The sequence below is a fragment of the Nostoc linckia z4 genome, assembly GCF_002608075.1.
Lineage (GTDB): Bacteria > Cyanobacteriota > Cyanobacteriia > Cyanobacteriales > Nostocaceae > Nostoc > Nostoc linckia.
The window spans coordinates 43727-58899 of sequence record NZ_LAHA01000032.1; the positions used below are offsets into that span (position 1 = coordinate 43727).

General features: G+C 41.5%; 11 protein-coding genes. 8 read left to right on the top strand and 3 right to left on the bottom strand.

Going from position 1 to position 15173, the window contains the following annotated elements:
* The first annotated feature begins 731 nt into the window (after positions 1-731).
* The 4 genes from VF06_RS23030 to VF06_RS23040 all read left to right on the top strand — a co-directional run bounded on the left by VF06_RS23030 (position 732) and on the right by VF06_RS23040 (position 6473).
* On the top strand, positions 732-2360 hold the full coding sequence (locus tag VF06_RS23030) for an efflux RND transporter periplasmic adaptor subunit (RefSeq protein WP_099071583.1): 1629 nt from the start codon (positions 732-734) through the stop codon (positions 2358-2360).
* 49 nt (positions 2361-2409) lie between these two features.
* Positions 2410-2583, top strand: coding sequence for a hypothetical protein (locus tag VF06_RS41125; protein ID WP_180267505.1), 174 nt, complete (start codon positions 2410-2412; stop codon positions 2581-2583).
* A 3-nt stretch (positions 2584-2586) separates the two neighbouring features.
* On the top strand, positions 2587-5730 hold the full coding sequence (locus VF06_RS23035; RefSeq protein ID WP_099071582.1) for an efflux RND transporter permease subunit: 3144 nt from the start codon (positions 2587-2589) through the stop codon (positions 5728-5730).
* Between the two features lie 299 nt (positions 5731-6029).
* The gene (locus tag VF06_RS23040; RefSeq protein WP_099071581.1) at positions 6030-6473 is read left to right on the top strand and encodes an RpiB/LacA/LacB family sugar-phosphate isomerase; all 444 of its coding nucleotides are present in this window, start codon (positions 6030-6032) and stop codon (positions 6471-6473) included.
* A gap of 95 nt (positions 6474-6568) precedes the next feature.
* Here the strand turns inward: VF06_RS23040 and VF06_RS23045 are convergent, their stop codons facing one another.
* On the bottom strand, positions 6569-7306 hold the full coding sequence (locus VF06_RS23045; protein WP_099071580.1) for a gamma-glutamyl-gamma-aminobutyrate hydrolase family protein: 738 nt from the start codon (positions 7304-7306) through the stop codon (positions 6569-6571).
* Between the two features lie 430 nt (positions 7307-7736).
* Between VF06_RS23045 and VF06_RS23050 the strand changes: the two genes are divergently transcribed.
* Complete coding sequence (locus tag VF06_RS23050) at positions 7737-8687, top strand: RpoD/SigA family RNA polymerase sigma factor (RefSeq protein ID WP_099071579.1); 951 nt, start codon at positions 7737-7739, stop codon at positions 8685-8687.
* A 646-nt stretch (positions 8688-9333) separates the two neighbouring features.
* Entirely contained in the window at positions 9334-11328 is a 1995-nt protein-coding gene (locus VF06_RS23055) for a sensor histidine kinase (protein WP_099071578.1), read from the top strand.
* A gap of 12 nt (positions 11329-11340) precedes the next feature.
* On the opposite strand, the gene VF06_RS23060 is transcribed toward VF06_RS23055, so the two are convergent.
* Entirely contained in the window at positions 11341-11859 is a 519-nt protein-coding gene (locus VF06_RS23060) for a DUF4174 domain-containing protein (protein ID WP_099071577.1), read from the bottom strand.
* Between the two features lie 176 nt (positions 11860-12035).
* On the opposite strand from VF06_RS23060, the gene VF06_RS23065 reads away from it, so the two are divergent.
* Positions 12036-13037, top strand: coding sequence for a zinc-binding dehydrogenase (locus tag VF06_RS23065; protein WP_099071585.1), 1002 nt, complete (start codon positions 12036-12038; stop codon positions 13035-13037).
* A gap of 740 nt (positions 13038-13777) precedes the next feature.
* Positions 13778-14482, top strand: a complete 705-nt coding sequence (locus tag VF06_RS23070; RefSeq protein WP_099071576.1) for a P-loop NTPase family protein — start codon at positions 13778-13780, stop codon at positions 14480-14482.
* A 123-nt stretch (positions 14483-14605) separates the two neighbouring features.
* Here the strand turns inward: VF06_RS23070 and VF06_RS23075 are convergent, their stop codons facing one another.
* Entirely contained in the window at positions 14606-15031 is a 426-nt protein-coding gene (locus VF06_RS23075; protein ID WP_099071575.1) for a hypothetical protein, read from the bottom strand.
* Between the last annotated feature and the right edge of the window lie 142 nt (positions 15032-15173).

Consider the following 15173-nt stretch of genomic DNA (forward strand, 5'->3'; position numbering starts at 1 on the left):
ACCTCCCCATCTCCCCATCTCCCACCTCCCCATCTCCCCATCTCCCCACTCCCCAAATCTGAGAAAATTAAATCACCCGATCGGGTGACCTAAGTGTAGGAAGTTGAAATAGATGAAAAAGAGGACTATAGATCGATAAACACTGATTGTGTTTCGTTCTTGGTGAGGATAAATCAATGAAACTCGCTATTTTGATGAGATAGATTCTGAAATGATTGGTGATTGGTCACTCTTTTCTTCCTTCAGATCAATATTCAGTACTGGTTAAGAACGGTAAACTCATTTTTAGCATTACCAATCTTCTTTACTATGTAGTTATAATGCAACCTAATACTTAAATAAAGATGCAAGCAAGCACTTGCTAACACTTATGAAAAACCCAGCATCAGGTTGCCCATCTGAGGTGATACAAGACTGATAAATTGCTGCTCAGACAGCTGGTTGTGTATAAAAAACAGCGAGGAGAACGGTACAGTGCGCTCAGATATTGATTTGAAAGCATCTTTGCATAATTTTGCAGGTATTTTGCTTTGCCTGAGAGGCAGAGATATAGGGTAAAAGAGATGGAGAGAGGGGGAAGACAAGGCAGAAAAATTACGACCTTGTCCCCCTTGTCTCCGTATCTCCCCATCTCCCCCATCTCCCCACACTCCTTGCTTACCCCATACCCTCTTCCTCGTTGACCTAAATAAGATTGCTCAAGTCTAGATTCACAAGACGAGAAAACCAAAATGTCCCATTCTGAGTTCCCTGAATCTTCTTTTCCTGTTGAAACAGAACAGCCTGCTGTTAATGATTCCAGTCAAGAGTCTGAATCTTTGTCGGAGCGATCGCCCAAATCGCCTAAAAATCGACGTTGGCCGCTGCTGTTGGGAATTATCCTCGTAATTGCAGGTGTTGGTTTTGGTTGGCGCTGGTGGCAGACTAGCAGTGCTAACAATGGAGCATCAGGTAATCAGGCCGCTCCTGGTCAACCTATGGCAGTTCCGGTGAAGCTAGCAACAATAGAGACAGAAACTACACAAGAAAGTTCCCAGTTTCTTGGCTCCTTAGAAGCTCCTCGTTCGGTAATTATTAAGCCACAAATTGAAGGACGAATTACCCAGATTTTCGTCAAAGAAGGCAATCGAGTACAACAAGGGCAAGTTATTTTTACCTTGCAAAGCGATGATGCCCAAGCTCAGTTATTACAAGCTAGAGGCGCACTCCAACAAGCCCAGGCGCGTCTTGCTGAACTTGTAGCGGGTACTCGGCGAGAAGAAATTGCCCAAGCTAGAGCGCAGTTAGCCCAAGCCCAAGCTCGCCTGAGGGATGCCCAAACGGGAGCGCAGCCACAAGAAATTGCCCAAGCTGAGGCTCAAATCGAGTCAGCGAAATCTGATGTGGAGCTAGCACAGTCACGAGCCAAACGATACGAGCAATTGCGAAAAGAAGGTGCGGTTTCCCAAGATGCCTTAGAAGGATATCTCAAGGAACAGAAGAGTGCTGAAGCTGCCCTTGTAGTAGCCCAGAAACGCTTAGACCAACTCCGCCAAAGTAGAAACTCTAGTATCAATGAGCTAGCTGCTGCTGTAGAACAACAGCAACAGAACCTCAGACAGTTGGAAAATGGCTCTCGTCCAGAAGAAATTGCCCAAGCGCGATCGCAAGTTACTCAAGCAGCAGGTCAAGTCCAAGCTGCCCAAGTGCAACTGCAATACACAAAAGTTCTAGCTCCTTTTACCGGCATTGTTGGTGATATTCCCACAAAAATTGGAGATTACGTACAAAGAGCAGACCAGCTCACCACATTAACTAGAAATGACTCATTAGAACTGAATATTTCCGTTCCCCTAGAAGAAGCTAAAAAGTTGCGCTTGGGATTACCCGTACAAATGCTTGATGCCCAAGGCAAAGCCATAGCCACAGGTAAAATCAGTTTCATTTCCCCAAATACAAATTTAGATTCCCAAACAGTTTTAGCTAAAGCCAACTTTGGTAATTCTACAAGGCAACTGCTTAATGGCCAGTCAGTACAAACCAAAGTCATTTGGGACGAACGCCCAGGCATTTTAATTCCAGTGACAGCAGTATCTCGTCTCGGTGGGGAGACATTCGTCTTTGTGGCTGAAGCACCAGCGCAAAACTCTAAACCTGAAGCGCCAAAAGCTGAAGCACCAGCGCAAAACTCTAAACCCGGAGCGCCAAAATTGGTCGCTCAACAAAAACCCGTGAAACTGGGAGCTATTGAGGGCAATAATTATCAAGTCCTCGAAGGACTAAAACCTGGTGACAAAATAGTTGTTTCTGGTATTCTCAACCTCACCAATGGCGTCCCCATCACTCCTGCACCGGAAACAGTCGGTAGTAGGAATTTTTAAGTGAAACGAGACTGGGCGGGGGGAGATGGGGAGATGAGGTGATGGGGAGATGGCAACGCCTTGGAGAAAGGTAAAACGAGGGATCTTTCTTTTCCCCTTTTCTACTTTGCCCTTTGCCCCTTGCCCTTTGCCCTTTGCCCCATGCCCCATGCCCCATACTTCGACTACGCTCAGTACAAGTGCCCAATGCCCAATGCCAAATACCCAATGCCCAATTTTCTAAATTATGTTTGTTGACTTTTTTATTAAGCGACCAATCTTTGCATCGGTCTGCGCCATTATTATCCTATTAATAGGATTAATCAGTATTCCGACACTGCCGATCGCCAGGTTTCCAGAAATTAGTCCCACCCAAATCAGTGTCACTTCCAACTACAGTGGAGCCAGTGCCGAAGTTGTAGAAAGCGGCGTTACCAATATCTTAGAAAGGCAAATCAACGGCGTTGAGGGACTGAGATATATCACTTCTAGCAGCAGTAATGACGGTACTAGTACCATTACTGTCACCTTTGATTCATCGCGGGACAAAGATATTGCGGCTGTAGATGTGCAAAATCGTGTTTCCGTTGCCCAACCGCAATTACCAGAGTCTGTACAACGGACTGGTGTACGGGTATCAAAAGAATCTAATAATATTCTCTTGGCAATTGGTCTATTCGCAGAAAATAACGAATACGACAATACATTTTTAAGTAACTATGCTGACCTTTACTTAGCAGACGCCCTAAAAAGAGTTAAAGGTGTCAGTAATGCCCAAGTTTTTGGCGAACGCCGCTATGCCATGCGTTTGTGGTTAGATCCGAATCGCCTGGCTAGCCGGAGATTAACAACTCAAGATGTGGCAGACGCCTTATCCGAACAAAATATCCAGGTGGGTGCAGGGAGAATTGGGCAAGAACCGGCTCCGGAAGGACAAAGATATCAAATCGATGTGCGTGCTGCCAGTCGTTTAACAGATACCAGAGAATTTGACGAAATTGTCTTGAAAACAGAAGATGATGGCACATTAGTTAAGCTCAAAGATGTCGGCAAAGCAGAACTAGGTGCAGAAAATTACAACACATTTCTGCGATTTCTGGGTAAAGATGCCATCGGTTTAGGGATTTATCAGGTTCCTGGTAGTAATGCCTTGGATGTCGCCAAGGGAGTGAAAGCGGAAATGGCGCGATTGGCTCCGAGTTTTCCCCCAGGCATGAAATATCAGGTAGCTTTTGACACAACTATGTTTGTCGAAGAGTCGATGTCAGAAGTGATCAAGACTCTGATTGAAGCGGTGGTGCTGGTTGTAATTGTCATTTTTATCTTTTTGCAGGACTGGCGAACTACCTTAATTCCGGCGCTGACAATTCCACTTTCCTTGGTTGGCACATTTGCATTCGTCAAAGTTTTTAACTTTTCCATTAATAGTTTGACTTTGTTTGGTCTGACTTTAGCATCTGGGATGGTGGTAGACGATGCCATCGTTGTAGTGGAGCAAATCAGCCGTTTTATTCAGGATAAAGGTATGAATCCTCGCCGCGCCGCTAGCGAATCAATGGCGGAACTTTTCGGGGCGGTGATTGCAACTTCATTAGTATTGATGGCGGTGTTTGTCCCAGTGGCTTTCTTTCCAGGAACCACAGGCGCACTTTATCGGCAATTTGCGCTGACCATTGCCTTTTCCATTGCGATTTCTACTTTTTTGGCTTTGACTTTGACACCTTCTTTGTGTGGGGTGTTGCTGCGTCAAGGACAAACACCTCCCAGGTGGATTGGTTGGCTGTTTGACTTGATTAATCGGTTCTTGGAATGGGTAAGATCGAGCTATGAGCGATCGCTGACTTATCTCACACGCATCAAAAGTATCGTTATTGGCTTGTTTATCGTTTCCTTAGGAATGACTGCTTGGCTTTACACCACAGTACCTACAGCGTTTCTTCCAGACGAAGACGAGGGTTATTTCATCACAATTATCCAAGGGCCCCAAGGCGTTTCGCTGCAATATACCAGCGATGTCATGGCACAGGTAGAAAAAGAAATTCTGCAAATTCCGGAAATAGTAGGAACTTTTGCCGTAGGAGGATTTGGGTTTAGTGGTAGCACTGCTAATAGTGGCATCATATTTACAACTTTAAAACCTTGGGACGAACGCTCAAGACCAGATCAATCTGTACAAGCGATAATTGGCAGATTACAAGGTAAATTGTTGTCTATACCAGAAGCCAGAGTATTTCCGGTAAATCCCCCACCAATTCAGGGTTTGGGTAACTTTGGCGGCTTCGTCTTTCAGCTGCAAGACCGCAGAGGTAACAGTGGTTTAGAAAGTTTGGTGCAATCAATGGGGCAATTACTCGGTCGCGCCAATCAAACGCCAGGATTACGAGCTGTATTCAGTACCTTTGCCGCAGATACACCGCAATTACTTGTGGAAGTAGACCGCAATAAAGCCAAATCACTGCAAGTTCCCATCGATGATATCTTCAGTACTTTACAAACTGCTTTGGGTTCGCAATATGTGAATGATTTCAATCTCCAGCAGCGAAATTATCGGGTTTATATCCAAGCAGATGAACAATTTCGTTCTAATCCCAAAGATATTGGCAAACTCTACGTTCGTTCCCAAAAGAATCAAATGATTCCTTTGAGTAACTTAGTAAAAGTAACACCAACTGTGGGAGCGCAAACAATAAATCACTATAATTTGTTCCGCTCAATTGAAATTAATGGTTCTGCTGCTCCCGGCTCTAGTTCTGGAGACGCTATTAAAGCAATGGAACAAGTTTCTCAAGCAGTTTTACCTCCAGGTTTTGGTTATGAGTGGTCTGGAACTGCTCTAGAAGAAATAGATTCTGCCGGCTTAGCACCTCTGATTTTTGGCTTAGGATTGATATTTGTATTTTTGGTATTAGCCGCTCAGTATGAAAACTACATTGACCCTTTGATTATTATGTTGTCAGTTCCCTTAGCGATTTTCGGAGCGCTTATAGCTCAATCAATGCGGGGTTTTGCCAATGATGTTTACTGTCAAATTGGTCTAGTAATGTTGATTGGCTTGGCTAGTAAAAACGCTATCTTAATTGTGGAATTTGCTAACCAATTGCGAGACCAAGGACTGTCTATGAATAAAGCAGTAATCGAGGCTTCACAAGAGCGATTACGTCCAATTTTGATGACTGCTTTTTCTACTCTGATTGGGATTTTCCCCTTGGTTACTGCCGCAGGTGCAGGGGCGGGTAGTCGCCAATCTTTAGGAACAACTGTTTTTGGAGGCATGTTAATTGCTACTTTTTTGAGTTTGTTTGTAGTGCCGATTTTGTATATTGTAATTAAGGGAACGGCGGAGCGATTATTCAAGAAGAATTCAGAAGTCAGGACTCAGAATTCAGTATGAATTTAAGTCTAATTCGGTAATGAATATTGGTTTGAAATTTTGACTTTTGTCAGTAAAACCAAATTCAAATATTCTTCAGATGATTACTTCACCCATTAAAGAACTGACTTCTGAATTCTGACTTCTGAATTCTGACTTCTGAATTCTGACTTCTGAATTCTGACTTATGACTTATGACTTCTGACTTCTGAATTCTAATATCATTTAGCTAAATTGTAGCGACAGTTAAAAAGGTAATTAACTGTCGCTATTTATCGTAAGATGAAACAATAGGGTAGGCTACTTTTAGAGGGGAAGGCATGAAAATCGCTATTGGCAGTGATGAACGCACTAACCTGACAGATATTGTATTAGAAGAACTTAAGCGGCGTGGACATGAAGTTATACCTTTTGGTTCTCTAGCAGAGGATCGTCGAGAAGTTGATTGGCCTATCAGTAGTAGTAAGGTTGCTTTGGCAGTAGCAACTCAGAAAGTAGATGAGGGAATTGTTTTTTGTTGGACTGGTACTGGTGCATCCATCGCTGCGAACAAAGTCTGTGGGATACGTGCTGCTTTGTGCCATGATGCTGAGACGGCTAGGGGTGCCCGCATTTGGAATCATGCTAACGTCCTAGTGTTAAGTTTACGGGCAACTACAGAAGCGATCGCCAAAGAAATATTAGATGCCTGGTTTAGCACCCCCTATTCTGAAGATGACTGGAATTTGCTCCAAATCAAGCGAATTCGACAACTAGAGAAATAAAGGCAAAAAGTAAGAAAACTCCAAAAGTTGTTAACTGTTGACTGTTCGCAGTTAACAGTCAACAGTTAACTAGGTAAACAATTTAAGCCCATTGCCTATTCCCTGTTCCCTTCCATACGTGCAGCCTGAACGAGAGCTTGAAAAAGTCTTTGATTACTGGGATCTAAAGTAGAAAGCTCAGGATGCCATTGCACGCCAATTGCCCAAGGATGGTCTTCATGCTCCACAGCTTCAATTACTCCATCATCTAGAGCATGACCAACAACCCGCCAACCAGATGGTACTTTATCCACTGCTTGATGGTGCCAAGAAACTACAGATAGATGAGAATTTTGCAAACAATTGGCTAAACAACTTTCTACATCTATTTTCACCAAATGTTCTGTAGGCAAACGCCGTCCTGGTTCAGGCTCTAGGCGATGCAATGGAGATGTACCATAAACATCTGGAATATGAGGAATTAGAGTACCTCCACAGGTGACCATGAGAATTTGTAAACCCCGGCAAATACCCAATATTGGCAGATGACGGTCAAGGGCAAACTTGGCGAGTTGCAATTCAAAAGCATCACGTTCGCTATCAACAGCATAAATGCTAGGATGAGCAAAACCGTTGTAGCAAACAGGGTTAATATCTCCGCCACCAGAGATAATTAAACCATCCAAACAATCTAGAAGTGTAGCAGGCTCCATTTCTCCTGGTGGTAATAATATAGGAATGCCACCTGCGGCCCGGACTGCATCTATGTATTCACTTGACACAGAAAATGGTAATGTTGCCTGCCGTCCGTAGGTTGTAATGCCAATCAATGCTTTTCGAGATTTCCTACTCATCTTGATGCTATGTTGTTCTCAAACGGAATATTCTCACTTCCAGCCCAAATTACATCTTTGACTGTAACTCAGTATGAACTGCTAGCCTCACAATACGGTTCGGTTAAAGGGGAAAGGGCAAAGGGGAAAGGTTTCAAATACATCCAAATCCCTTTACCCCGGTTGGTGAGCTTGTCGAACCATTAACCTTTTCCCAGACCACAAGGTAAGTTCATACTGCTTATCCGAACCGTATTGGCTAGCCTCATTAATACTTCCTCAAAGAATTTTTACTAGTCTATCGTTAAAGTTACGATCTGCTTTGTGGGCGACCTTAGGGAATCACTGGTGAATAGTTGCATAAAATAGCTTTCCACAGTTGATATTTTTTGTGAAGCTATTTGATTTATACTTTTAAATTCGTCTAATTTGAGAGAAATGTTAAAGTTGTATGTCCAGCCTGACTTCTGACATGGTACGCGTCTATTTGCAAGAAATTGGTCAGTTCCCTTTATTAACATCCGACCAAGAAATAACTTATGGCAGGCAAGTACAACAAATGATTGCCATTGAGGAGCAAAAACAACAGCTTAGTCAACAATTAAATCGCCAACCAACACAAGCAGAATTAGCTGATTTTGTCAATAAAGCTGAAATGGAAGTCAATCAGATACTTCAGCTTGGACAACGAGCCAAGCAAAAGATGATCGTGGCAAATCTCAGACTAGTGGTTTCCATAGCTAAAAAATACCAGCGTCGCAATCTGGAGTTTTTGGATTTGGTTCAAGAAGGGGCAATCGGTTTACAAAGGGGGATAGAAAAGTTCGATCCGAACCGGGGCTATAAGTTATCAACTTATGTATATTGGTGGATTAGTCAGGCGATTACCAGAGCGATCGCTGAAAAATCCCGTACAGTGAGACTACCAATTCACGTCAACGAAAAGCTGAGTCAAATTAAGAAGGTACAGCGAGAACTGTTTCAAACACTTGGTCGTCGTGCCACTGTCGCCGAAATTGCTCAGAAACTAGACATGGAACCAAGCCAGATTCGAGAATATCTCACTGCCGCCAGTGGGACAATCTCTCTAGATTTAAGAGTCGGTGATAACCAAGATACAGAACTTAGCGAACTTCTCAGCGATGAAAGCATTTCGCCAAATGACCAGATTACTCAAGAATTGCTCCGCCAAGACTTGAATGATTTGTTGGCATCGCTCAAACCCGTACAGCGCGAAGTATTAATTTTACGCTTTGGACTATTGGATAATCAAGAACGAAGTTTGGCTCAGATTGGAGAGAAGCTCAATGTTAGTCGAGAACGAGTCCGCCAAATCCAGCAGCAAGCCATGACTGCTCTGCGTCGTCAAAAACCATCCATTGGTCAATATTTATCTTCTTAAGTTGACACTCTGTCGCTACACTCTTGGTGCAGTGTAGCGACAGATTCTTGCTTCACAAAAACACCCTTTTTGGTGTGAGTAAAAGTCTCCCTTTTTATGGGAGATTTCCAGAAATTTCAAACTTACTAGGACTTACGCACAGCCAACGGAAAACGTAGACGCGGAGCGGCTTGCCGTAGGCTACCACAGAGGACACAGAGTTCACGGAGAAATGAGAGTTTAAGAGGGTTTTTGCGTAAGTCCTACTTACATAACATTCCAGCAAAATATTTCCCTGTACTTGTCTGAGAAATCATTTATTTGCAATGTAATTTATGTAATTTACTATCAATATTAATTTGATAGACATCGAAATGAAGAGAGCATACGAGGGCATCTAAAGTTTTGATTCAGGATAGTTATTATTCTTGGCGATGGAGTTAAACAGAATATTCTTACTCACTAACGCCACTTGCTGAGCAAGTGGCTCCTCCCCATTCCCTACTCCCAGACTAAATTACTATCTTTGAGTGCAATTTAGTTGAGATTATATTTGAGTAATTTTTCTCAATTAATTTTAGGCTACTTTTTGTTCTGAAGCTTAGAAAAAACGGGCATTCTATGTTTAGAAAGAAACGTTAACAGCAAGCAAGCAGTCAATAAACAAATGATTGAACAAAAATTGCCTTTATTCCCTTCTGCATTCAGGCAAATGGGAGGCACAGTTGTTTTGGCGATCGCTTACTATCAAATGGCTGAAATTTCGCGTCATCTTGCCTCTACACCCCAAGATGTGACTCCAGTTTGGCCGCCGGATGGAATTGCTGCTGGGGCTGTTTTATTGTTTGGTAACTGGATGGGGTACGGTGTTTTTCTGGGTTCATTTTTTGCTAACTTTTGGGCGTTTCAAGATTCAACAAGTTTCTTATCTCTGGTGATTTCGACGCTACCAGTTATGGGAATTGCCATCGGAACAACTCTAGGCACTATATTTGGGGCTTTCCTGCTACGAAAAGCTAGCAACCTCCGCTATCCGTTACAACGTGTCCCCGACACGTTCAAATTTTTGATTCTAGCCGGTATGGTGGGGCCAAACATTAATGCAACTGTTGGAGTGGCTTGCTTGGCATTGAGTGGTAAAGTTCCCTGGACAGCCTATGGTACAGTTTGGTTGACCTGGTGGATTTCCAACGTTTCAGGAATTTTTATCGTTACCCCAGTTATGCTTAGTTGGGAGCAATTCATTCACAAAAAACGACATTCCCTCTGGCAATGGTTATCTCTAAGTTCAACCTCAGAGGATTTTGAAAATCTCTGCCATATTCGTCAGTTTCCAGTAAACTTACGCCGTTTAAGATTTTGGTTGATCCTAGCAGAGCCAGTTATCTTAATGGGGTTAGTAATTTTGAGCAGCAAAATTGTTTTTAGTAAAGAATATCACTTGGAATACATGTTGATTCCAACGTTGATTTGGTCTGCTTTTCGACTGGGACAACCGGGTGCAACGTTGTTCAATTTTATTGTAGCTGCCATTGCTGCCATCGCCACCGTCAATGGTAAAGGTGGTTTTGCCAGTGAAGATCTCAACCAATCTTTGGCGCAACTGCAATCATTTATTGGTGTGATTACACTCACGATTCTTGTGTTGACGGCAACCATCGTAGAACGAACACAAGCACAAACCAACCTGCGTTTAGCTTTTGCTGAATTAGCCACAACTAATGAAACTCTGGAAGTTCGAGTCCAGCAGAGAACTGAAGAATTAAATGAAAAGAATACGGCTCTCAAGCAAACTCTACAAACCCTAAAACAAACTCAATTACAGATGCTTCATAGTGAAAAAATGTCTGCATTGGGACAGATGGTGGCGGGGGTTGCTCATGAAATTAATAACCCAGTTAATTTTATTTATGGCAACTTAATTTATCTTTCTGAGTATGTTGAAAATTTGCTCGCAGCATTGCAAATTTATCAACAGCATTACCCTAACCCATCTCCAGCACTCCAAGTAGAACTGGATAAGCTGGAGGTGGATTTTTTACAATCAGATTTAACCAACATTCTTCAGTCCATGAAAGTCGGTACCGAACGCATTTCCACTATTGTGTTATCGTTGCGGAACTTCTCGCGCTTGGATGAAGAAGGATTGAAAGCGGTAGACATTCATGAGGGGATTGATAGTACCTTGGTGATTTTGCAATATCGTTTGCAAGCAACAACTCACCGTCCACAGATTCAGGTTGTTAAAGAATATACTAGTTTGCCACTGATTGAATGCGATCCCGGCTCCCTCAATCAAGTTTTTATGAATCTTTTGAGCAATGCTATTGATGCATTAGAAGAATCTAACCAAGGACGTTCATTCCAAGAAATTTCAGTTAACCTCAATACCATCTGGATTCAGACTAGTCAAATTGATGCAAACCAAGTGATGATTGTGATTTCTGACAATGGAGTAGGCATTCCCCCAGAAATTTCCTCTAAATTATTCGATCCTTTCTTCACTACTAAATCAGTTGGCAAAGGTACTGGCTTGGGTTTGTTTATTAGTTATCAAATTGTAGCTGAGAAGCATGGCGGTAATCTTTGGTGTGAGTCCACAGTGGGACAAGGCACAAAATTTGCCATCGAGATTCCTGTGAAAGCTAAAAAGATTGGTTGAGTACTATATCAACTATTTTCTGCCCCGTTCTTGCATTTCTTGTTGGCGCATGGGCATAGCATCTATTTGTTCAAAAATTGCTGTTGCTTGGACTGGTGTAGTATCTTGGCGCTTGACACCACCATCTTTGCCCACCAAAATGACGCGAAAATTTCCTTTATCAATTCCAAAGCGATTTCGCAAATTTTCAGCGGAAGGCTCATCGATTGGCAGTCCGTTGGCATAGCTTTTATCTGTTGCTAAAACCCGAACAAGAATCAAATCCCTCTGTGTAAAATCGTCTTGGTGCTGGTCAAATAATTTTATTTGTTGCTGATAGTTATAGTTATCAACAGATGGTGCAAACACCAATAACACGCGATTTTGCCATTTTTGGGAACTGAGGTTAAATGAAAACATTTTAATGCCTGGATTGGTTGAATTTTTCACAGTACCAGCAATGTTCGCTGGCACTAGCATCAACGATGCGAGTAGTGTCACGGCGATTAATACCGAGTTATTTATTTGGAAAATTTTTACGAATTTCATCATTTCAAGGTATCATCATTAATTGAGTATTGAGTGTCTGTCAATTTATTGTAGAAGTTTGACGAGGCAGCCAGGATTTAACTTTCAATGAATGAAATCCTGGCTGCATTGTAAATTATCAATTATGTGTTCGTTGTCGCTCAATGGGTAGAGCTTCTCAAGTTGAATTGGAAATCATCATGAATCCCAAGACTTATAAAAAACTGGTTGTCAAACAGTTGAGCCGAAATTTTAGAGCCGCTGTTGATATTGTTGAAACTGATTTTCCCATACCTGCTGGCAATGAGGTTGTGGTGCGTAATCTTTATGCTGGAGTCAATGCTTCAGATGTCAATATTGCTGCGGGGGTATATTTTACAAATACACCACCATTCGATATCGGAGTTGAAGCTGCATCTGTTGTTGTTGCTGTTGGTGAAGATGTACAACATCTGCACATAGGCGACCATGTTATTACTTTGCAAATAGGAGGTGGATACCGCGAGTATTTTGCGGTGGATGCTACTCAAGTGATGCCTGTTCAACAAGCAACTCCAGAAATACTGACTGTTGTGGCTAGTGGTATGACTGCTGCCATTGGTTTAGAAGTTGTTGGGGAAGTCAAAAGCAGTGATGTAGTATTGGTAACAGCCGCAGCAGGTGGTACAGGTAGTTATGCTGTGCAACTGGCTTTGCTTGCAGGCGCTCATGTAATTGGAACGTGTCGATCGCACTCCAAAGTGGAATTTCTCAAGCAACTTGGCTGTCATCGAGCGATCGATTATTCTCAAGAAAATCTCGATGAAGTTCTCAAAAAAGAATATCCCCAAGGCATTGATTTAGTTTATGAATGCGTTGGTAGTGAGTTATTTGATATATGTGTTGATAACCTGGCACGGCGCGGTAGACTAGCGATCGTTGGATATATTTCTGAATATTTATCATCAGAACTAGAATTGGTAAACCGTCCAAGAATATACAACAAATTACTATGGAAATCAGCTTCATTACGTGGCTTTCTCTTCACTGACTATTTAGAATATCTACCAGAAAAACAGTCTCGATTGATGGAATTAATCTCAACAGGTAAAATTAAACCTGCTGTTGATTCAACAGAATTCAAAGGCGTTGAATCTATTGTTGACGCTGTAGAATATTTATATAGCGGTGAAAATCGCGGTAAAGTCATTGTTCGTTTTTAAGTAGCTCAACCAAAAAAACGTAAGATGTAGATGTAAATAAGTGTAGGGTGTGTTATGCCGTAGGCTAACGCACCTTTATAGATTCTACTATATCAATGTGAGGTGCGTTGCGCTTTGCGACAACGCACCCTACTATTGTTTTATGTTTAATTAAGTCGATCTAGTTAACAAAAATTCTCAGGTTATTAACTGTGACTGTTGACTGTTGACGTTCACAGTTAACAGTCAACGCTTCAAGCGGAATAATTTATTTTTTTGAGTTCCCTAAAGATAATTAAAAATGAAAGGATTGGGGACTTAAAGACAATGAAATTGAGCCTTAACGCAGCATCCATGCGGCGGTGCGTTAGACGTTAAGTAGTTATTTCGTGACCAATCATATCGAAAATATGCGCCTAATACACCCTACATGAATTTTATTTTCTATAAATAACCTTTGAAGGTAAGGGAACTCCTAGAGAATGTTTAAAAAGTATTGGGTGAATAGAATTCGCTACGACACAAAGCTTAATCCACCTGCATTGACTAACACCAAATCAAGATTTTCAAACCCACGTAGGTGGGTTTCGTCTGTGTAGCCGCGATTTCCAATCGCCTGGTGGGGGTAGTTGAGTTTTGAATAACGTGATATTATTACGTCGCAATTGCCTTCAAAATTGCGAATCTTCGGTTAAATCTGAATATTATTCTCAATGTTAAGCGACAATCAATACTGGGTTTAAATATAAAGGAGTGCAGCTATGCCAACAATTCATTTGATCGATGGGGAAAAGGGAGGGGTAGGCAAGTCTCTAGTCGCTAGAACAATGATTCAGTATTGCCTGGATAAGAATATGCCGTTTATACCAATAGAAACCGATAGATCAAATCCAGATGTAGCTGGGGTGTATAAGGGTATATGTCAGTATGCAGTGTTTACAGAAGATGAGAGACAAGCTGACAAGGCAGATAAAATCTTTGAGATTGCAATGAATAAGACAGTGATTGCTAATCTAGCAGCACAATCTCATAGGGCAGTCAAGGAATGGATTGAGAAAAATCAGTTAATTGAACTGGGAGAATCACAAGGAGTATATTTTTGTAAATGGTTTGTTTCAACGGGAGGATATGACAGCTTAAATTTATTTAAGCAATCTGTAAATAGCTATGCTGGCAAAGTTCCTCATATATTAGTCAGAAATTTAGGCTTATGCGAGGATTGGGAACATGTAAATTCTGACGCGACAATACAAGAAGTAGTGAAAAAATATAATATTAAGGCTATAGATTTTCCCAAACTTGCATATAAAGAAAGAAATATTATAGACCAGCATAGATTAACATTTGCCGATGCAAGACAGTATAAAGAATTTGGAATAATTAGCAAACAAAGAGTGGTGAATTTTCTCAAGCTAGCCTATGCTGCTTTTGAAACCGTTGGTATATGGTATGAAGAAGTTAAATAAGGTTAGCTGAAAAAGTCTTTTTGTGAAGGCAGGGAATAGAGTTGAGGGAATAGGGAATAGTTTTATCCCTATTTTTTCTAATTTATTGTGTTGTTAGAAATTGTCAATGCAAGGTTTTTAAACTTAAATATTACTTAAGCTACCTTTGCCGTTAGTTATTATTGGGGTGGATTCGTTACTGGAAATCGCTACAACTGAAGGAGCTTGTGTAATAGATTTTTTGCTCTTACTCCGGTTTCGATTAGAACCACCTGCTTTTAAATACTCTATACTATTTCTGCCGTAGATACTTGCGACTGCACTCAGCATCCTCTCAGATAGTTCCGAAAGCCCTTTGTCTTTGAGATCCATTGTCTTACGAGATTCATCAAGATTAGACAAAAGGGTATTATGGGCTTCTAGCGTAGCACGTGTATCATTAATGTAGCGACTGTAAGCTTCAATTGTTAATCCGTGTCCTAAATCTAGATTTTCATTAATGGATTTAAGCAAGGCGAGACGACGTTGGGCTTTGTCCAAAGCAGCAGAACCGCGAGTTTTTACAGACATGGAAAATATTTCTTGAATAGTTATGTTTTCAAGATAGTGGAATGCCTTTATGCGTGATAAGAGTAGTTTTGAGGATTTGATTAAGAGTTAAAATTGAGAGTTTTTCTGTATTTTTACTCATTAATCTGTTTATTTGTGTTGG